This window comes from Gracilinema caldarium, assembly GCF_029265695.1.
Taxonomy (GTDB): domain Bacteria; phylum Spirochaetota; class Spirochaetia; order Treponematales; family Breznakiellaceae; genus Gracilinema; species Gracilinema caldarium_A.
The window spans coordinates 1-19,924 of record NZ_JAJUHW010000029.1 but is presented as its reverse complement, the minus strand read 5'-3'; the positions used below and the strand labels follow the sequence as shown (position 1 = coordinate 19,924).

General features: G+C 48.0%; 18 protein-coding genes and 1 pseudogene. 11 read left to right on the top strand and 8 right to left on the bottom strand.

The window, feature by feature from the left end; all coding sequences use genetic code 11:
• The first annotated feature begins 33 nt into the window (after nt 1–33).
• From Q7P68_RS09920 to leuS, 6 genes are all read left to right on the top strand, one after another.
• Nucleotides 34–1,104 carry a hypothetical protein gene (locus tag Q7P68_RS09920; protein ID WP_304225216.1) on the top strand — a complete coding sequence of 357 codons (1,071 nt, stop codon included), beginning with the start codon at nt 34–36 and terminating at the stop codon, nt 1,102–1,104.
• A 195-nt stretch (nt 1,105–1,299) separates the two neighbouring features.
• Nucleotides 1,300–1,893, top strand: a complete 594-nt coding sequence (locus tag Q7P68_RS09915) for a sugar diacid recognition domain-containing protein (RefSeq protein WP_304225213.1) — start codon at nt 1,300–1,302, stop codon at nt 1,891–1,893.
• A gap of 61 nt (nt 1,894–1,954) precedes the next feature.
• Nucleotides 1,955–2,587 carry an HAD-IA family hydrolase gene (locus tag Q7P68_RS09910; protein WP_304225211.1) on the top strand — a complete coding sequence of 211 codons (633 nt, stop codon included), beginning with the start codon at nt 1,955–1,957 and terminating at the stop codon, nt 2,585–2,587.
• A 3-nt stretch (nt 2,588–2,590) separates the two neighbouring features.
• On the top strand, nt 2,591–3,130 hold the full coding sequence (locus tag Q7P68_RS09905) for a hypothetical protein (RefSeq protein WP_304225209.1): 540 nt from the start codon (nt 2,591–2,593) through the stop codon (nt 3,128–3,130).
• A 58-nt stretch (nt 3,131–3,188) separates the two neighbouring features.
• Nucleotides 3,189–4,817 (top strand): methyl-accepting chemotaxis protein, encoded by a 1,629-nt coding sequence (locus Q7P68_RS09900; RefSeq protein ID WP_304225207.1) that lies wholly within the window; start codon nt 3,189–3,191, stop codon nt 4,815–4,817.
• 153 nt (nt 4,818–4,970) lie between these two features.
• A complete protein-coding gene (gene leuS / locus Q7P68_RS09895; protein WP_304225205.1) occupies nt 4,971–7,430 on the top strand; it encodes a leucine--tRNA ligase in 2,460 nt (819 codons plus the stop codon).
• Nucleotides 7,431–7,509: 79 nt separating this feature from the next.
• On the opposite strand, the gene Q7P68_RS09890 is transcribed toward leuS, so the two are convergent.
• Entirely contained in the window at nt 7,510–7,854 is a 345-nt protein-coding gene (locus Q7P68_RS09890; protein ID WP_304225203.1) for a cupin domain-containing protein, read from the bottom strand.
• 63 nt (nt 7,855–7,917) lie between these two features.
• On the opposite strand from Q7P68_RS09890, the gene Q7P68_RS09885 reads away from it, so the two are divergent.
• Genes Q7P68_RS09885 through Q7P68_RS09870 form a run of 4 tightly spaced genes read left to right on the top strand, consistent with a single transcriptional unit; the run spans nt 7,918 to nt 12,342 of the window.
• A complete protein-coding gene (locus Q7P68_RS09885; RefSeq protein WP_304225201.1) occupies nt 7,918–8,973 on the top strand; it encodes a lysylphosphatidylglycerol synthase transmembrane domain-containing protein in 1,056 nt (351 codons plus the stop codon).
• A gap of 28 nt (nt 8,974–9,001) precedes the next feature.
• Nucleotides 9,002–10,165 (top strand): glycosyltransferase family 4 protein, encoded by a 1,164-nt coding sequence (locus Q7P68_RS09880; protein WP_304225200.1) that lies wholly within the window; start codon nt 9,002–9,004, stop codon nt 10,163–10,165.
• Nucleotides 10,162–11,196 carry a low-specificity L-threonine aldolase gene (ltaE, locus tag Q7P68_RS09875; RefSeq protein WP_304225199.1) on the top strand — a complete coding sequence of 345 codons (1,035 nt, stop codon included), beginning with the start codon at nt 10,162–10,164 and terminating at the stop codon, nt 11,194–11,196. The genes Q7P68_RS09880 and ltaE overlap by 4 nt, the downstream gene beginning before the upstream one ends.
• A gap of 3 nt (nt 11,197–11,199) precedes the next feature.
• Nucleotides 11,200–12,342 (top strand): M24 family metallopeptidase, encoded by a 1,143-nt coding sequence (locus Q7P68_RS09870; RefSeq protein ID WP_304225197.1) that lies wholly within the window; start codon nt 11,200–11,202, stop codon nt 12,340–12,342.
• Here Q7P68_RS09870 and Q7P68_RS09865 read toward each other — a convergent pair.
• From Q7P68_RS09865 to Q7P68_RS09850, 4 genes are read right to left on the bottom strand one after another with little or no spacing between them, the layout of a single operon-like run.
• Nucleotides 12,326–12,778, bottom strand: coding sequence for a hypothetical protein (locus tag Q7P68_RS09865; RefSeq protein WP_304225195.1), 453 nt, complete (start codon nt 12,776–12,778; stop codon nt 12,326–12,328). The genes Q7P68_RS09870 and Q7P68_RS09865 overlap by 17 nt on opposite strands.
• A 4-nt stretch (nt 12,779–12,782) precedes the next feature.
• Nucleotides 12,783–13,202: a DUF1667 domain-containing protein gene (locus tag Q7P68_RS09860; RefSeq protein WP_304225193.1), complete on the bottom strand. Its 420-nt coding sequence runs from the start codon at nt 13,200–13,202 to the stop codon at nt 12,783–12,785.
• Nucleotides 13,203–13,212: 10 nt separating this feature from the next.
• Nucleotides 13,213–14,460, bottom strand: coding sequence for an NAD(P)/FAD-dependent oxidoreductase (locus tag Q7P68_RS09855; RefSeq protein ID WP_304225191.1), 1,248 nt, complete (start codon nt 14,458–14,460; stop codon nt 13,213–13,215).
• Entirely contained in the window at nt 14,457–15,953 is a 1,497-nt protein-coding gene (locus tag Q7P68_RS09850; RefSeq protein WP_304225190.1) for an NAD(P)/FAD-dependent oxidoreductase, read from the bottom strand. The genes Q7P68_RS09855 and Q7P68_RS09850 overlap by 4 nt, the downstream gene beginning before the upstream one ends.
• A gap of 89 nt (nt 15,954–16,042) precedes the next feature.
• Between Q7P68_RS09850 and Q7P68_RS09845 the strand changes: the two genes are divergently transcribed.
• Complete coding sequence (locus Q7P68_RS09845) at nt 16,043–16,744, top strand: DUF4838 domain-containing protein (protein WP_304225188.1); 702 nt, start codon at nt 16,043–16,045, stop codon at nt 16,742–16,744.
• On the opposite strand, the gene Q7P68_RS09840 is transcribed toward Q7P68_RS09845, so the two are convergent.
• From Q7P68_RS09840 to Q7P68_RS09830, 3 genes and pseudogenes are all read right to left on the bottom strand, one after another.
• Complete coding sequence (locus tag Q7P68_RS09840; RefSeq protein WP_304225186.1) at nt 16,707–17,624, bottom strand: MBL fold metallo-hydrolase; 918 nt, start codon at nt 17,622–17,624, stop codon at nt 16,707–16,709. The genes Q7P68_RS09845 and Q7P68_RS09840 overlap by 38 nt on opposite strands.
• Before the next feature lie 12 nt (nt 17,625–17,636).
• The gene (locus Q7P68_RS09835; protein WP_304225184.1) at nt 17,637–18,500 is read right to left on the bottom strand and encodes an HDOD domain-containing protein; all 864 of its coding nucleotides are present in this window, start codon (nt 18,498–18,500) and stop codon (nt 17,637–17,639) included.
• A pseudogene (locus Q7P68_RS09830) lies at nt 18,493–19,924 on the bottom strand (hypothetical protein); the annotation flags it as partial. The pseudogene Q7P68_RS09830 and the gene Q7P68_RS09835, both read right to left, overlap by 8 nt.

Here is a 19,924-nt window from a genome sequence, read left to right as displayed (position 1 = left end):
TATACTTTATTTCATAAAAGGGGGTTGCTCATAATGAACACTATAAGATGCAACCGGCTCAGTCTTTTTTTTCTATTATTTGTCATTTCGATCCTTCCAGCATCTGCACAAAACACCATCCAACAGGAGGCTGCCAATAAACTGGTCGATTATTTTTCCAGTTATGGCAGTATTGCCATCCTCCCCTGGAACAACTGGGCCTCAGGCGACTGGGATGCCCTCTCCGACGAGTTCTTTGGATACGACACACCCCGGGTTAACAAGTTCAAAGTCAGCATGGAACAGACACTGAGCAGTATTTATGAAGGAGGCCTCTTTTTCAAAAAACTTAACCTAGGTCTGGGCGCTACGCTTAAAACCGACAACAACCTCATCGGTCACATCAACCATTTTATGGGGTTCCTTAATATTGATGTATTTGAAGCCCGGGTGGAATATTCCCGTCTTAAGGGAACCGCCGAATGGCTTGGAGAGACAATACCAGGCCTACCCGACTCTGTCGATTTTGATAACCAGTTACTTAACATTGACCTGTTGTATGCCTCTCCTAAGGGACTGTATTACGGAATCGGGTATAGCTCCTATTCATTACCCGTACAGATTAACTGCCTTGTGTGGAACGATTATTTGGAATCGGTTTGGTGGGCTCCGGTGGTTTCCTTTTACCAGCCGGACATGAAATTTTCTATTTATTCCTTTCTTTTTGGTTTCGATACCCTTCATGATGCTCTATTTCAAAAGGGTATTTTCGGCTCCTTCCAGGGCTTTTCTTTCTGGGCATGGACCCAGGATCGTTTTGGGGTAGGCACATCGGAAATCAGCAACCAGGTAAAAGCTATTGTAGAAGCAGCAAACGGAAACCGCACCTTGTGGAGCGCTACCCAGATTGCCATGATGGTAGATTACAACCTCACCCTAGGGATTCAGTTTGTGCAGCATATAAAACGCTTCCATGTGGGTATTGGTATCGGTTACAACATTGGGGGCCAAACACTCACCTGTATTACACCCAAAGGGCCAGTAGAAAGCGGTTATGTAGATGCATCTCCTTCGGTTTACCTGGTTCATTACGGCCCCATGATTAAAGGCAGCATACGGTTCTAATCGCGGCGCAGGGGTAGACCGAAAGACTAGAATCGCACCTTGTGGTGTGGCGTGGAGTACCCCTTGCCTTCCGGCAAGGGTACACAACACCAGGACCCCACAGTCACGGCTATAGGACTTCGGTCTACCCTCGGGCCGCTCACATTGACGAAATACCGAACACCCTTCATACTTTATTCTATTGGAGAATAGACCTTGAAAAGCGCATACACAATCAAAACAGAACTGGCTCGCAAGATTGTATCAGATATAAAGGCTGTTTCAGGCGCGGATGCCAATGTTATAGATCAGAATGGCATCATTATCGCTTCCTATGACCCTAATCGAATCGGCACCGTCCATGAGGGGGGCAAACGGATCATGAACGGCGAGGTAGACGAAATTGCCATCACCCCCGAAATGGCGGCCACCATGCAGGGAACAAGACCAGGCTACAATGGTGTCATTAGACTCAACGGGCAGCGAATCGCGGTCATTGGAATCGCCGGAGACCCCCAAATTGTAAAACCCCTGCAAAAAATGGCTGAAATTGCCGTCAAAGAGGAGATACAGCGAGAAATCGATACCGAACGGGAACGGCAAATTGTTCGGGACATGGAAAATCAGATCATCGATATTGCGGAGCGTATGAAAGTCCTTTCTCTGAACGGTTCTATTCAGGCAGCAAAGTTGGGCGACAAAGGCCGGTCCTTTAAAATCGTCGTAGCTGAAATGCGTAAACTTGCGGAACAAATAAACGACATAATCGCAGGAATCGATAGAAACAGGGCCCGCCAAAATTTGGATTGATGAACCAAATTCCTCTGATATAACCATTATCATTGCTGTTGTAATTTGATAGTATAACACTATGGTTTCTTATTTACTCTTTGACCTCGACAACACCCTCTATTCCAGCAGCTTCGGCCTCGAAAAAGCGGTGGGCGAGCGGATCAGAAAGTTCACGGCCCAGTATCTTGGGATTTCAGAAGAAGAAGCAGTTCAGAGACGACAAGCTCGAATCGCTTTCTATGGCACCACCCTGGAATGGCTCATGGCAGAAGAGGGCCTTACCGATGTCGATACTTATTACCGGGCCATACACCCCGCAGGAGAAGAAGCGGGTTTGCATCCGGATCCAAAAGTACGGGACTTTTTACTCAGTCTAAAACAACCTAAGGCAATTCTTACCAATTCGCCCATGGAACATGCAGAACGAATCATCAACAAGCTAGAACTGCAGGGCATTTTTACCCATATTTTCGATATCCGCTGGAATGGCCTGCAAGGGAAACCCCAAAAGGAAGTCTTCTATCGGGTTTTGAAAACCCTTGGGAAAAGCCCCCAGGAGGTTCTCTTTATCGATGATTACCCCTCCTATGTACAAGGATATTTAGATATCGGCGGCCGGGGCATCCTGTTGGATGAGGAAAACCTGCACCAGGACTATCCTCATGAACGGATCAACAGCATTTTTGAACTAAAAAAGTATCTGGAGGCGTAGATTATGGAGTTTTTGCTGAAAAGCACCACCAAAGAAAAGGGCATTCTAATACTCCATGTACCCCTATGGATTAGGCTCGTATTATTCTGTATTGGCAGCGTGGTTCTGTTTGCCTTGCTGCTCCCGGTACAAGAAGGTTCCCCAGCAGGTTTTGGAGTCCCTGGACTTGTAATTATTATTTTGCTTTTCTTTGGAATCTTTTATGAAGAGCGATGGGTCTTTAATCCAATACGCAAAACAATTAGTTTTCGTTTTGGGCTTCTATTCCTGGCAAAAATATTAGAAATTCCCTTTGATCAGGTTGATGAAATTTCGGTGGAACGGGCAACAAAGGGCTCAATGCAGCAAACACGGGGCGATGACAAAGAAAGCATACCGCAGCACGGGATAGGCAAACTGTTCCGGCCTAAACAATACAACAATTTAATCCTATACCTTAGAGATTCCGAGCGGCTCGTCATAGAATCGGTAAGTTTACGAAAGGAAGAACAGCTCATCAAACTGAAAGATCAAATACGGCATGTATTGGAACAAGGAGCCTAAAAACTATACATTTTGGAGATTTTAATATATACTAGCCTCCATATACGGAGGCTTTATTTTGAAAAAAAAGCTCGTTAATTTGATCTTAAAAGAAAATTATCTCAATTCGCTCCCCATAGGACTTCAGAAGCAGCTTCCGATTTTGTTTTATGGAAACATTGTATTGTTTTTATATTTCAATACCGGTGCCATTGTTCGATTTGCCGAAAACCCCCAAAACAGCTTATTATTCCTCCTTTCAGTGATTTTTACTTCTTTAACATTCATTGTTTCTATCATCATGCTTGGAAGGGGCAAACATACTCTAGCAGCTTATCTTTCTTCTATTGGGCTGTGGTTAAATCCGACCTGGGTTGGTCTTCTGCTCCCCGCAGAAGGTGGAATCAGTATTTACCGCATGGTAGCTTATACATTGGCAGCAACGATAGTAAATCTCATCATGTCCCTCTCCAAACGACAGATCATATTGTACATGATTGGAAATACCGCGAGTTTTATACTCGTCACCCTTTTATACATCGTCCCGGCGGCAGGGGGATTTTCAAAACAAATCTTTTCACTTTTTATTTTGCTGACACTCACCTTAGTGCCAGTTAATATTTTCATATTGTTTATTGAAGGTTTTTATCGTTCAATCATATCCATATCCAATAAAAGCGTGGAAGAGAGCAAAAAACAGCTTGAACGGCTCAACAAGCTGCTGGAAAACACTCGGAAAACCTTTAATCTAGGCCAGAACCTGGTTCAGACTGCAAACCGATCCCAATTCTTAAATAAACAAGTTAAAGAATCCCTTGAACAGGCAAACCGGGAAATAAGTATTTTACAGGACCGAACTAATTCAAGTCTTGCTTCAAACCGCGATATGGCCAACCATATAGCGGGACTCCGGGATGCTACCAATGAACATAATGTATTTCTGCAGGAAACAAGTTCCGCAATAACCCAAATCGGGACTACCATCCAGTCCATTTCAAGCAGGGCTCAGGCAAAACACGAAAGTATGAATGCCATTCTCAATAAGATTGCGGCCCAGAGCGTAGAACTGTCCCAGCTTTTTAAGAGTTTTGATGCGGTTGTCACAAGTTCAACCAAATCTTTACAAACAGCCCAGGGTATTACTACCATTGCGGATACGACAAACCTTTTAGCCATGAATGCATCAGTAGAAGCAGCCCATGCGGGGAGTGCGGGCAAGGGTTTTTCGGTCATCGCTCAAGAAATAAGAAAACTCTCTGCGGAAGCTCGCAGCCAAACTGAAACGATGATCGGGGTACTTAAAGAAAATACTAAAGTCGTATCCGATACGGCTGCCTACATAAAAGACTACCTCAACAACCGCACTGGTCTTGTCAAAGAAATAGAAGACGTTTTTAAAGCTATCGAAGAAATACTCCAGGGTCTTTCTGAAATGGCCCTGGGAGCCCAGGAAATGCTTACCGCCAGCGGTAAAATCAGCGAAGTAGTGAGCACCTCAAACGACCATATAAATGAAATAAACAGCGAAGTATCAGAAAACATGGGCCATATAGAACAAGTTTTTACCCTGCTCACCGAAATCACCGCAAAGCTTAAGGCTATTACAGAAGCTTATAAAGAATTTGATGAAATCATCACCCATATTAAAACGGTAGGGGACCAAAATCTGGCACAAGTACAAGCCTTGGAACGGGGCCTTTTGAACTAATTGAACCAATTTGAGGGGAGCTATTTTAAATATCCCTAAGTAAACTATCCAAGTTTTGAAACAGCTCCCATTCTCTTGCCCAATTTATCATGAGTTATTATTATGGCAGACGCGATATGAGCGAATCTGCGAAATAATAAGGAGCTCCGTTCCATGGCCAGATACCCCTTTGATAAGATTGAACCAAAATGGCAGCACTATTGGGAAGAACACAAAACCTTTAGGGCTGTAGAAGACCCCGCTTTTCCAAAAGAAAAACGACAATATGTACTCGATATGTTTCCCTACCCTTCAGCCCAGGGCCTTCATGTAGGCCATCCTGAGGGATATACCGCAACAGACATTTACTGCCGATATCTCAGGATGAACGGATACAACGTTCTCCATCCCATGGGCTTCGACGCCTTCGGACTCCCGGCAGAGAATTACGCCATTAAGACCGGCACCCACCCGGCCACCACCACAAGGGCAAATATCGATAAATTCCGCACCCAAATAAAAGCCCTGGGTTTTTCTTATGACTGGGACCGAGAAGTCTCCACCTGTGAAGCCGATTATTACAAATGGACCCAGTGGATATTCCTCAAGCTCTTTGAAAAGGGACTTGCCTACGAAGCGGAAACACCCATCAACTGGTGCCCCTCCTGTAAGACCGGCCTTGCAAATGAAGAGGTAAAGGACGGCGCCTGTGACCGCTGCGGGACCAAAGTCACGCGGAAACGGATTCGCCAATGGATTCTGAAAATTACCGCCTATGCGGAGCGGCTCCTAGAGGACCTGGATCTGCTTGACTGGCCCGAGCCAGTTAAGCTCATGCAGCGCAACTGGATCGGCAAGTCAGAAGGGGCCAATGTACTTTTTAAAATTGATGGACACGATGCGGAACTTGAGATTTATACCACCCGTCCTGACACGCTTTTTGGAGCAACCTATATGGTGCTCGCCCCGGAACATCCGCTGGTTGAAAAAATAACCACCCCTGAGCAGAAAAGCGCGGTGACAGCCTATATCGATGCGGCGGCCAAAAAAAGCGACCTTGAACGGACCGACCTTGCAAAGGAAAAAACCGGCGTCTTTTCCGGAGCCTATGCGATAAATCCGGTAAACGGACGCAAAATTCCCATCTGGATCGCCGACTATGTTCTTATTTCCTACGGAACCGGAGCCATTATGGCTGTTCCTGCCCATGACGAACGGGACTGGGATTTTGCCAAGGCCTTTAACCTGCCAATTATACAGGTAGTGGCCTCTGAAGTGCCATCGGCAGGAAAGGATTATTCCAAAGCACCCGAAGCCTGTACCACCGCCGATGGCTGGGCAGTTAATTCGGGCCCCTTCGACGGCAGTCCAACTTCGGAGTTCAAAAAGAAGATCGTAGCCTGGCTTGAAGAAAAGGGCATTGGCAAACGGGCAGTCAACTATAAGCTGCGGGACTGGATCTTCAGCCGCCAGCGTTATTGGGGAGAGCCCATTCCTATTGTTCACTGCGAATCCTGCGGAATCGTGCCGCTCCCGGAGGACCAGCTCCCCCTTAAGCTGCCGGATGTCCAGTCCTATGCTCCGACTGGTACGGGCGAATCACCCCTTGCTGGTATTAGTGAATGGGTCAACACCACATGCCCCAAATGCGGCGGCAAGGCAAAACGAGAAACCAACACCATGCCCCAATGGGCTGGCTCCTGCTGGTATTACCTCCGCTACCTTGACCCTCACAATGATAAAGAATTTGCTTCCCAAAAGGCGATAGAATACTGGATGCCCGTAGACCTCTATGTGGGCGGTACGGAGCATGCGGTATTACACCTCCTGTACAGCCGGTTCTGGCACAAGGTGCTCTATGACCTCGGCCTGGTGAACACTAAAGAGCCCTTCCAGCGCCTGGTGAACCAGGGAATGATACTCGGCGAAGACGGTCAAAAGATGAGTAAGAGCCGGGGCAATGTCATCAATCCCGATGATATTATCAAGGAGTATGGTGCGGACTCCATGAGGGTCTATGAAATGTTTATGGGCCCCCTGGAAGTAAGCAAACCCTGGGCTACCGCAGGTCTCGTCGGTGTTTCCCGTTTCCTCGAGCGGCTCTGGGCACTGGGCGAAAGACCCCTGGTCGAAACTCCAGCCGAAGCAGGACTGGATAACACGCAGACCCAGGATATTATGCGGCTCCTGCACAAGACCATTAAGAAGGTAACCGATGACACGGCAACCTTGAATTTTAACACCGCCATCAGCGCCATGATGGTCTATTCATCGGAGCTTGCAAAACTGGAAAAACTCCCCCGAACTTTCTGGGAACCCCTGGTTCAGCTTGTGGGGCCCTATGCACCGCACCTGGCAGAGGAGCTTTGGGAAAAATTGGGGCATAAAGAATCAGTGTCCAAAAGCCAGTGGCCCCGCTATGATGCAAGTCTTGCGGCGGATAACGAAGTAACCATCGTGGTACAGGTAAACGGTAAAATCCGCGACAAATTTACCGCCCCTGTTGGAACTGCAAAGGCAGAGCTTGAACAAACGGCCCTGGCCTTACCGGGGGTCAAAAAATGGCTCGAAGGGGTAACTGTTGCTAAGGTTATTTCTGTACCGGATAAACTGGTAAATATTGTCGTAAAATAAGCCTTAAATGATGAAAAGACCGGGCAGCGACCGCTGTCCGGTCTTTTTTTTAGCCAATAGATCGGGCTGCAGCTATTACTTAGTAGGTAATGATCACTGCAACCAGTTTCAGCGGTTCCGCCCCGGTATTTTTAATGCTGTGGCTCGCACCGTCACCGGTAACCACCACATCGCCTGCTTTCACCGGCTTATCAACCCCATTATCCTTCACAATGCCATTTCCTTCCAAAATAATATAATATTCTGTCTCCGAATCATGCCGGTGCTCACCAATTGAAGCACCCGGGGGCAGGGTCACCTCCGAAAGCAGGCGCGCGTTTTTCATAGTGGAGCCATCTACAAGATGCACAAGAGTGGTCGTACCTTCTCCGTCACGCATCCGTTCCTTAAGTTCTACCTTCATTTCATGACGATGAATAATCATCTTGGCCTCCTTATTCGTTGAATTGAAATACGCCGTACTATGGTGTAATATAGCAATCATATCATGAATGCGGAACGAAAAAAACTAATCAGATCCATGTTCTTGGCAGTTCTGATTGGATTCCTTGCCAATTTAGGTATTGCCTTTTTAATGGATTTTAATGACATTGTCGGAGCAATAAAAAAAGTAGACTACAGCATCGTTCTCGTCCCCTTTGCCTGTTATTTTATTATTTATATAGTTGATTCAATCAGATTGATTATGGTGCTGTGGCAATTCAACATTCGCATCCCCCTCTGGGAAGCCTTTTACAACAGTGTTAATGTAAGTCTCTTTTCCAACCTCACACCCTTTTCGTCTGGCGGACAGCCCTTCCAAATCCTGCACCTAACATCCATTGGGATAGACAGCAAAAAAGCTACCAATATTGTACTTTCCCGCCATGTAGAGTTCATGTTTACCGCCTTTTTTATTTTTATGATCAGCATTCCAACCGCTGTTGGTCTTGCAAACTCCATGAAAATCGGCCGGGAGCCCATGTATATTGGTTTTATTGTATCCCTAGCCATGAGCTTGTTTTTTCTCTTCACCCTGATAAAACCAGACACCATCAGCCGCTTTGTACTCAAGTTTCAGAAAACACGGATCGGCCATTGGCTGGGGAAAAAGCTCAAAAAGGAAGACTGGGCAGAAGTGTTCCATAACTGGGCAACTTCACTTAAAGAAGAAGTCGGCTTTTTGTGGGCAGAAAAAACCATCATCATGATAGCAGATTTGCTTCTTGGTCTATTCAACCTCACCTTACAGGCCTTTTCTGTTTATTATGTTCTCTGGCGGCTTACACCGATTGAATCCACGTTTTTTCATGTCATGGCAACCTTTGTAATTATCAATTTGGTTATCTATTACATACCGATCCCCGGGGGAAGCGGCAGCATCGAAGGCTCCTATATCTGGATATTTTCCGGTATGAATAACGCCCCGGCAGCCACCACCGTAGCCATTGTCCTCTGGCGTTTTGCCACCTATTACCTGCATATTCTCTTTGGCCTCGGCATTTTCTTTGTACATTCATACATTCACGACAGAAACCAGAAAAAATTAATTATCAGCGTCTAAAAATGAGCTCCAAAGGAGATCCCCCTATATGAAAAAACTCCAAATTGCAATGCTTTCGTCTTTTTATTTTCCCCACAAAGGCGGGACCGAACGGTATGTTCACGATCTTTCATATGCCCTTGCAGAACGGGGCCACCGGGTTACTATCTTTTCTCATTTTCCAGGTCCGGTTCAGCAAGATCCAGACAGCATGGTACAAGTAGTTCGTATCCCTGCAGTATGGGGCCCTACCTATTCACCATTACTTGCACCACAGCCGAGGGGACTACTCAGATCTATGGATATCATCCATTCACATGCTCCGCCTTTTTATTTTTTAAATCATGCGGCAAAAATGCGTCATATTCCTCAAGTACTTACTTATCACTGTGATATTGAAATTCCAGATCGTTTAGGGGCTATCGAGATTCCAAATGAGCCGAAACAGCTTTTAGATCGCTATTTTTATAAATCAACAAGACTGCATTTAAAAAAAATAGATAAAATAGTTGCAACAACAAAAACCTATGCAGAAACTTCAGAAACTCTTAAAGAATTCTCTTACAAGGTCATTCCTATTGGTATCCATACATCTGTATATAAAGAAAAATTAAAGCAATGCGAAGCTCGGGGTTGTGTACGAAAAGAGTTCGAAATACTTTTTGTCGGACGTTTAGTGGCAACCAAGGGCCTTTGGTTTTTACTCCAGGCTATGGATATTCTTAAAACACGGGGCCAACAAGCCCATCTAACCATCGTCGGCTCAGGGGAAGAATTACTCAGCCTCAAACTTTTCGTTTCTAATCATAAACTAGAAGAAATGGTTACCTTTGCTGGTCAAGTGGAAGATGATGAACTGTTTGAATATTACAGTTCAGCCAGTCTTTTCATTCTGCCTTCCTTTGTACGACTTGAAGCCTTTGGTATTGTACAGTTGGAAGCACTTGCCATGGGCGTTCCTTTGATTGTCTCGGATATGCCAGGGGTCAACGAAGTAATTCAAAATACCGGAGGCGGTTGGCTCGTACCGCCAAAAAATCCCGAAGCCCTTGCAAACCAAATTCAGTATGCATTCCAACACAGAGAAGAACGACTCGCCCGGGCACGTCAGGGACAAGAAAATGTATTCAAAATGTACGATTGGAGCACCATATCAAGCCAATTTGAAGACCTCTATTTAGAATTGATTGAACAAAAAGGCGGTAGGCCATGATTGATGTACGGAGCGATACGGTAACAAAACCCACACCCGAAATGCGGCAGGCCATAGCGAATGCGGAAGTTGGGGATGATGTATATGGGGATGACCCAACAGTGAATGAGCTCGAAGACCTAGCTGCTTCCATGGTCGGCAAAGAGGCAGCCCTCTTTGTCCCCTCTGGAACCTTCGGTAACCAGCTTGCCCTTTTTACCTGGTGCAAACGGGGAAGTGAAGTGCTACTTGGCGAAGACTGCCACATTATCCAGCACGAAGCAGGGGCAGCCTCAGTTATTGCGGGCGTTCAAACGAGGCCGCTCCCGGCCCCCACGGGGATGCTTGACCCTGAGGATATAGAAAAACGTATACGGGGCACCGACATTCACTATCCAGCGACCTCGCTGATCTGCATGGAAAACGCCCATTCTGCCGGCACCGTGGTACCCTTGGCACACATGGAAGCGGTCTATGCAATTGCCCAGAAGCACAAAATACCGGTACATCTTGATGGAGCCCGCCTCTTTAACGCCGCAGCGGCCCTTGAAGTTGATGCAAAAAAAATTGCCGCCTATACAGACTCGGTGATGTTTTGTCTATCCAAGGGACTTTGCACACCAGTCGGCTCTATGCTCTCGGGGCCAAAGGAATTTATTGACCGGGCCCGGCGGAACCGGAAAATCATGGGCGGGGGCATGCGTCAGGCGGGCATACTTGCCGCGGCGGGCATCCTGGCCCTTACCACCATGACAGGCCGGCTCAAAGAGGACCACCGCCGGGCCCGTCGCCTCGCCCAGGGGCTCGGCGCCATACCGGGCGTACAGGTCGCCACCGACCGGCTGGACATCAACATGGTGTTCTTTTCTGTACCCTCCCTGGCCTCAGAGGAAAAGGGCCGTCAGTTTATCGAAGTACTTAAAAGCTACAACATTCTCGCCAATCCACCTGAACAGGGAAACTTCCGTTTTGTGACCCACTATTGGATCAGCGACGAAGACATTGAGACCATAGTAAGAGCTTGCAAGCAAGCTATGACAACTGTACAATAAGCTATGATTGATTACGACAGTTTTATCAAAATATCCTCTTATTTAACAGAAAACGGCGTTGCCCTGTTAGTCGCCGAAGACTTTGAGGGGCGGCGGGATCCAACAGTCCGATTCTTCACCAATCATCCCGGTGATGCCCTTGCCTTTTTTGCGACCGGGCCTGAGCCATCAATTTTGCTCGTTCCCTGGGATATTAACGTTGCAAACCAATATGTGAAGCATGATGAGGGTATCAATATTAAAATCGTGCCCTACACGGATTTTGAAAGAAACCCTTACAAGGCACTTAAGGGAGCTATTGATATCCTCCATATTCAACCGGGGAGCCGAATCGAAATCCCGCCAACTACATCCTACCCCTCTTTTCTCCGGTATGTAGATGCTTTTCCGGACTATGACATACTCTGCAGGGAAGACGGCAGCTTTTCCATATTACAACAGAGACGGGCAATAAAATTATATAGTGAAGTAACTATTTATCGGAAGGCAGCGGCTATCACCAATGAAGTTATCGACGCCCTAGAGCAGGAGATTCGGAACAATAAATTTGAAACCGAAGCCGATGTGGCCCTCTTCATTGAACGTCAGGCTCGGCTCCGGGGCTGTGAAGGCACCGGTTTTGAGACCCTGGTTGCTGGTCCCACACGGAGTTTCGGCATCCATGCCTTTCCAGCCTATACCGGAGCAGCCTTCACCGGCCCCGGACTTTCGATCATCGATTTTGGTCTGAAATATGAAGGCTATACCACCGATGTCACCATCACCGTTGCCCGCGGACCCCTTAACCGGACCCAAGAGCGAATGCTTACACTGGTTGAAAAGGCCTATCATCTTGCGGTTTCTCTGGTGAAATACAAAGCTGCCACCAAGGATGTGGCGGAAGCGGTGGACAAGTTTTTTGAAAAGGCTAAAAAGAAAATGCCCCATGCCTTAGGTCATGGTATCGGACTGGAAGCACATGAAGCTCCGGTCATACGAAACAGATCCGACAACGATTGGGTCTTTAAGAATGGAATGGTCTTTACCCTGGAACCGGGCCTGTATGACCCGGTCCACGGTGGCTGCAGGCTCGAAAATGATTTTATATTAGTTGAAGACGACCTTGAACAGCTCACCAATGCCCGGATCATCAGGATTGATGAGTAAACTGTCCTTTCAGAGCTTGGACAACAGGCATGGCTGTCTTGTCGGTTTCCGCGAGCAGGAGCCCTTCGGTTCCGTCGGTTTTTAAGAACCGCAGGGCTAGCTGCGGCGGCGAAGCGGTGAGGAGCTTCCGCAGCCAGAATTTTTCTATCAACAACTGTATATCAATAATTTGTTTTTGGGGTATAAAAATTGTTTTTTCGCTGGGAGCCGAGCCGCCGCCGCCTGACATACGGCTTAAAAGCTGTATCCACCCTTCATGGGGGAAATGGTGAAAGCGGAAACCTCCGTCGGTGGCGATAAGGAGGCCCCAGAGGGGTCCCTGGAACTCATCCCAACCGGTCATATAACAGCCCAGGGCATGGGCAAGAACTTTTTCTCCATATCGGAGCTCGTAGTCCCGCCAGAAACTGGCGGGGTCTTTTGCATCAAATTCCATAGCCCTAGTCTAGAGCGCGGACCGCTATTACGTCTAGACCCAGATTTTTCCAGTTTTTTATAATTACATCCCCCCGTTTTACCGGTGGCTGCATCTGAATTTTATATATATCTTTAAGGAGCTCGTTAATATACTCCTTTGGGCAGGGAACACTTGTCTTTACGGGGAGCCTGCGGGGATCGCAGAGCCCATGGCGGCGCATCCGCTGATAGATTGGATCAGTGGAAGCTGATTCAGTACAAGCGCCCGCAGGGCCGAGCCTGCAGGTTGCGGTAACGACCCGTTTGGGGGCAGTGATTTCTTCTACCGCATAGGCAGCACCTCGGGGGCAGCGATTTCCGGTAACTTCCAGTTCACCTTTTTCAGTTTCGGTCACCGAAAGAGAACAACCAATGGGACAAACGATGCAGGTTAATGCGCGCATCGGGAACCTCCTACACTAATGCCAGCTCGAGGGCAGAATCGGCGGTATAGCCTTCCAGATCTTTTGGGCCAACCGTAAGGGTAATCATTTCAGAAGGCTGTATATGGCCTTTTTTAATCGTTTTTACAACCCGGTTATCAAGGCGAAGCTCGAGTACAGCGTCATTTTTTACTATCATGGAGCGCAAATACACCTTGTTATCCCGGGCCGGATCCAGTTTCCCCGGATTTGCATACCGGACATTGGGCCCAGCCTTAACCCGCACCTGGTGCAGCGGCCGTTCGCCCCGGAGCCATGCGGCTGCCTGTTTCCCTGCAAAACGAGCCTCCTCGGCGACCCAGTCTACCAAGTCATGCACATGGAGTACGTTTCCGCAGGCAAAGATCCCGTCTACATTAGTCATAAGGGATGCATCCACAATTGGGCCATTTGTGGTAGGATGCAGTTCAACCCCTGCATCCTTTGAAAGCTCGTTTTCGGGGACCAAGCCTACTGAGAGCAGGACCGTATCGCAGTCAATGCGGAAGGCCTTTTCAGGGACTAATGCTCCATTCTCCATAGGTGTTACTTCAATCCCTTCTACCCGGTCATTACCGAAAATATTGGTGGTCTGACAGGACAGATAGAGGGGAATATTAAAATCATGGAGACACTGAACTATGTTTCGGGTCAGCCCTGATGGATAGGGCATGATTTCGACCACCGCCTTTACATGGCAGCCAACCCAGCTCATTCTACGGGCCATAATAAGACCTATATCGCCGGAACCAATAATGACCACATCCTTGCCAGGGATATAACCTTCTATGTTAACAAGCCGCTGAGCAAGGCCTGCAGTATACACCCCTGCAGGCCGGGCACCGGGAATACGCACATTGCCGCGGTTCCGTTCGCGGCAGCCCATGGCAAGCACCACGGTTTTGCAGGTCATTTTTAGTATCCCATAATCCGGGGAAACACAGATCAGTTCCTTGTCATTTTGGGTATTAATATCCGTGACGGTGGTCCCTAAATATACCGCAATCTTGGATTGGGCAACCTGTTCGGCAAATCGTTCAGCAAACTCAGGCCCTGAAAGCTCTTCCTTAAACTCATGCAAACCAAATCCATTGTGGATACACTGCATGAGAATGCCACCCAGGTGATCTTCCCGTTCTACAATGGCACAGCTGAAACCAGCTTTGTCAATTTCCAGGGCTGCAGCCATACCGGCTGCACCGCCGCCAATAACAACCGCATCATATTTCAGTTCTTTCATAGTTCACCCTCCAGCACGCGGCTCGCACCACCATGTTTTGTTATTGCTTCGTAAGATAAGCCAGTCTCCCGCATGATAATTTTAATTATCTTAAAGGTGCAGAACCCGCCCTGACAGCGGCCCATTTGGGCCCGGGTGAAATATTTAATGCCATCCAGCGTCGTATGGCCCTGCCGGATCGCCTCGACAATTTCAGCTTCCGTTACTTGCTCGCAGCGGCATACCATGTTTCCCCAGGCTGGATCCTTGGCAATAAGGGCATCCAATTCATAAGGAGAAAGTTCCCGAGCCCGGGGACGTCGCTCCACAAAGGGATCCCAGTCGGACTTTTCGGTTAGTTCCAGCCCTAGGTTTTTAAGCAGGTCCTTGACATATTCACCGATGGCGGGAGAGGCGGTAAGCCCCGGAGACTGGATACCGGCAACTTGGACAAAGGCGGGAGCCAGCTTGGAGGGTTCGATATAAAAATCTTCTTCCAAAACAGGCCTGAGGCCCGCAAAATTGGTAATGACATCGTTCCGGCTCAAGGAGGGAACCATTTTCCGGCCCGAATCCAATATCTGTTCAAGCCGTTCCGCTGTGGTAGAATAATCTTCTTTGTTTTCCGTAATGTCAGCGGTGGGGCCAACTAAAACAGTTCCTTCGACCGTTGGAATCACCAGCATACCCTTGGATACCGAGGTTGGTACGGGGAAAATAACTCGTTCAGGCCGAGCCTTGGTGAGCCGGTCAAGGAGGTAATATTCCCCTTTTCGGGCCTTTATACTGAAAGATTCACCGCCAAAGATGCGGGAGACCTCGTCGGCAAAAAGGCCCGCCGCATTGACCACATAGCGAGCGCTGATACGCCTGTCATCGGAGGCACTGATAAGCCATTTATTATGAGCCACATCCCGTTCGGCCTTATCAACTTTGTAATTTGTAAAGACATGCACCCCATTTTTCATAGCTGATTCAACGAGGGCAAATACAAAACGGTATGGTTCTACGATACCGCCGCCGGGAGCGTAGAGGCCGCCTACCACATCGGGCGACAGCTTGGGTTCGAGCTCCAAAATTCGCTCCCGGGAACAAAGTTCTATTCCAATAACACCGTTTTCCACACCCTGCATGTAGAGGTGCTCAACGGCCTTCATTTCATCTTCATGGAGAGCTGCCACAATGATACCGCAGCGCTTAAAAGGAAAATCCAGTTCCCTCATAAGCCGGTCAAACATGAGGTTGCCCTGGATTTCGAGCCGAGCCTTCAGGTATTTCTTGTTATGATGAAAACCGCCGTGAACTATCCCCGAATTAGCTTTGGAAGTCCCAAATGAAACGTCTGCCGCTTTTTCTAGAACGGCTACTTTCACCTTGTATGCTGAAAGCCTGCGGGCAATATTCGCCCCCGACACCCCGCACCCGATAATGGCCACATCATAGTCAGGTATCCCGTTGTTTCCGGATATCTTTGTAATATCCGGATTCAAGTTCTGCGTAAAGGTAGTTGTCATGATTTTCCTCGCCCAGTAGTATACACCGGAAATGCTGAGACAGGTGGTATTTTGATACTATTTTTTTTGTTATATAAGTAGTGATGAACATGAACATAGAAGAATCAAAGCGCCTATTTATTGGTGAGGTAGAGTTTGAACGGGACAGCGAACGATGGATTCTCTGGGCTGCCGATCATGGCTTTACTACCATAATACTCTATCCGGTGGATGAACTGTTTACCCTTGAACGTATGGGGGATCATGTATCAGGACGCAGACGAAAACTTCTTGAACTCGCACGGCAATACCACTTGCACGTCGAAGAAGGAGGCTTCTGTCTTTCCCGCTTTCTTCCACGGCGGCTTTTCATGCAAAACCGAGATCTTTTCCGTATGGCCGAAGGCCGCCGCGTTGCAGATGTCAATTTTTGTCCTACCAATCCGGAAACCCTCTCGATTGTCGCGGCTCAGGCCCGGCGCTTTTTCCAGCAACGAAACGGGCACCAGGTATTTCATATCTGGCCCGACAAAGGTCCAGAAGAGGGCTGGTGCTCCTGTCCAAGCTGCCGTGCATTCAGCCCCTATGAACAAAGTCTCATAGCTGCCAATACCTTAGCAGGTGCGCTTGCCGAAACGGGCAGCAAGGCCCGTCTTTCATACCTCGTTCCCGATGGGGCTGAAAGTACCCTCCAGTGCCGTCCTAACCTGTTTCCCCTAAGCTACCCAACGGGAGGTCCATTGCCGGACCGGGATGCTTGGGCTATTGCGGGGCCTAGGCTTCTATCACAAGACCTTCCCGAGCCATCATAACCTGCATATTCGTTTTTCCTGCAATACGGCCCTTATATAGGGCTTCCAACTCATCCAACTGTTGATCAGTACGATTTGGATCATGATGAAAGAGTATCAATTTCTTTACATCCGCCTTGTGGGCCGCATTAATCGCGTGTTCGTAGGAAGAATGCCCCCATCCCAGTTTACCGGTCTCATATTCTTTCTTTGTATACTGGGTATCGTGGATAAGTACATCGGCTCCCTTAAAAAACCTAAGAATCTTTTCGTTTTCTTCCCGGGCGGCCTGTTCTCCTTCCCATGCCGCATCTTCGTTGTAGGAGGGATCCGAAGGGTCCGTGGGAAACACATTCCGGAAGGGCTCATTGTCATAGGCGGTAATGATACTTTTCCCCTGATATTCAAAACGGTAACCTAAACAAAGGATCGGATGATTAAGATACTTGGTGGTAACCGTCAATCCTCCGCCGAGATCCAAATGAGTTTCCTTAAGCTGATCATAGGTAATGTCTGCCGCAAGTTCACTCTGCCGGACAGGCCAATACCGGTATGAAAGCTGGGCACCAATAATGGATTCAAGGGTCTCATCTTCGTATGATACGGGCCCTCGAATTCTGAGTTTTGTACCAGGTATAAATATGGGAGTAAACATGGGAAATCCCATAATGTGATCCCAATGGGTGTGGGTAATAAAAATGTCAGCGTCTATAGGCCCTTTTTTAAAATCATTTGCCATGAGCCAGTCGCCGAGGGGTTTTACACCGGTACCGAGATCGACTATCACAAGCCGGTCGTCGGCCCGTATTTCTAGACAGGATGTGTTTCCGCCAAATTTAACCGTTGCCGGTCCTGGACAGGGTATGGATCCCCGGTCCCCCCAAATCCGTACCGTAAACATGGGGCCTCCACCTTATTCGATTTTCAGGAATATCTTTGCTTTTTCGATTTCCTGGTTCACCACAGTTTCAATCTCATCAAAGACATCCCGCTCAAGACCCAAATACTCCCATACCGCAGGATCTATCTTTTCAGGGTATCGGTTACCAGAAAAACCTATTTCCATTATACTTGCAAAACGGTTTGCCAGAACCACAGAAAAGAGAACATCTTTGTAGGGTCCTGTATATTCCATATAAGCATGATGATAGGCAATTGCGTCTCCTACGGCGCCCTCGAGTCTCCAGGCCTTGGCAATCAAAAAGCCCGCAGCGGCATGGTTTAAACCGATGATCCGGTCCTCGGCCCGATGCAGCGAAATACGCTCCCGATCGGAAATACTTACTGCCATAACATATTCTTTTGAAAGCACCGCATTAATCGGAATTTTGCCGATATCATGAAGCAGCCCCGCTGTAAAATATTCTTCTGCCAATTTCGGGTCGACCCCGCGTTTTTTAGCAATTACCTTAGCAGCTACGCCCACACAAAGCGAATGCCGCCAGAATCCGTCCATATCCAGGGCTTGGAAGTCCTTTTTAGATGTTAAATTACGGAGTACTGCGCTGGAAAGGGCAAGATTTTTGACCGTGTTAATTCCCAGCATAATAATTGCCCGGACAAGACTCGTAACCTGCTGTCCTAAACCATAATAGGCAGAGTTGATAAGTTTCAGCACCCGACCAACCAAGACCGGGTCGAGGGAAATAACCTGGTTTAAATCCGCAGGGCTTGTCTTCGGATTATTACATACCTCCAGAACCTTGGCGACCGTTGTCGGCAAACTCGGCATATTTTTAATATAGCTAGCTATTTTTCGTTCCGCATCCTCACTCACGTCGTCCTCCATCTGGAACCAGACCTTTAACTACGGTATCCACTTTTTTTTCTATCACCCGAGTCAAATCTCTATCAGGCAGGGTTTTGGCAAGATTACTCAAATATGCAAGTGTTTGTGCAACCGACTTTGGATCAGGTTTACTATCCTGACGTGCAAGAACCTTTTGATCCTGCGCTAGGCCGGTCTTGCCCATTAACGTTTTAAATAAACCTTGATGACCTTCCAGTTTATCGATTACATATTCCATTTTAAGCCGGACTTCACTTGCCTTAAAGGCCCGTTTCTGATCCTCAGGAAGCTCTTCGGTCAGGTTTTTAAGATACTGGAACAGGTTGAGCATCGCTGTTTCTGAGAGGCCTTTTGTATCCTGACTTTGGAGAACCGGCGCTGAAGCCCTGTCGGGCTCAGGTACGGCAGCCGACTCCGCTTCGGCATCCGACTCAGGGCCAGGTTCAAGACCGGTTTCAAAATCCGATAAGGGTTCAAGCGAAGGCTCAGGGACCACTTCGTTTTCCACGGGGCTTTCCTGCTCAGACTCTTCATCTTCGAGCATGATGCTGTCATCCCAGAGTTCTTCTTCAGGCAGTTCTTCAGGATATTCCAAAAGCCCATCATCTTCGTTCAGTTCAGGAAGTTCTGCCTCCGAAGGATATTCCAAAAGCTCAGCCATTTCGTCTTCAGAAATTCCAGAGTCCATCGGTTCAGCGGTTGGCAATTCTGGAAGCACTTCTTCCTCTGGGAGATCAGGCTCTACACCACGATCCAATTCAGGCTCAGGCAGCGGCGTTGATTCTGGCTCCGGCTCAAAAGCGGGCTCTATTTCAGGCAAGGGTTCGGGCGTTTTTACCGGCTCCGGCTCCGGTTCCGGTTTCCGCTTATTCTCAGGAGCTGCTTGTCTTTGAGGTTCTGGTCGAGGCGGCGGAAGGGGTTCTTGCGGAGCTTGGGGCATTACCGGTTGATAAGGAGGAGGTGTGTAGGGAGGAACAACCTGGGGGGCCGGCTGTTGAGGTATCGAGACGAACTGTATGGGCGGCATTTGAGGCATCTGAGGCATTGGCGGCATTTGTGGGTATGGCGGAGGAGCTTCAGGCCGTGCCGGAGGCAGCTTATCCACCTGGGTCGGACTCTCCAGTTCATCCGCTTTGCTATCTTGTTGAGGTTCTTCCGGAACAGGATTTTCCGGTTCATTATAATCGGGAGTTACCCTTCCGTCCTCAGGTGCCACGAGGTTATCCAAACTGTCTTGGGGTTCAGCCATTTCGTCAAAAATTGAATAGGTGTCATCGTCGAGCACTAACTCCTCTTCCTCATCCTCGTTTTCATCAAAGGATTCTTCCACATCTTCAATAAAGAGATTGTCCGATTCTTCCTCTACCGGAATTGAATCAATGGCGCTCAGCAGCAAGGGATTCGTTTCTTCC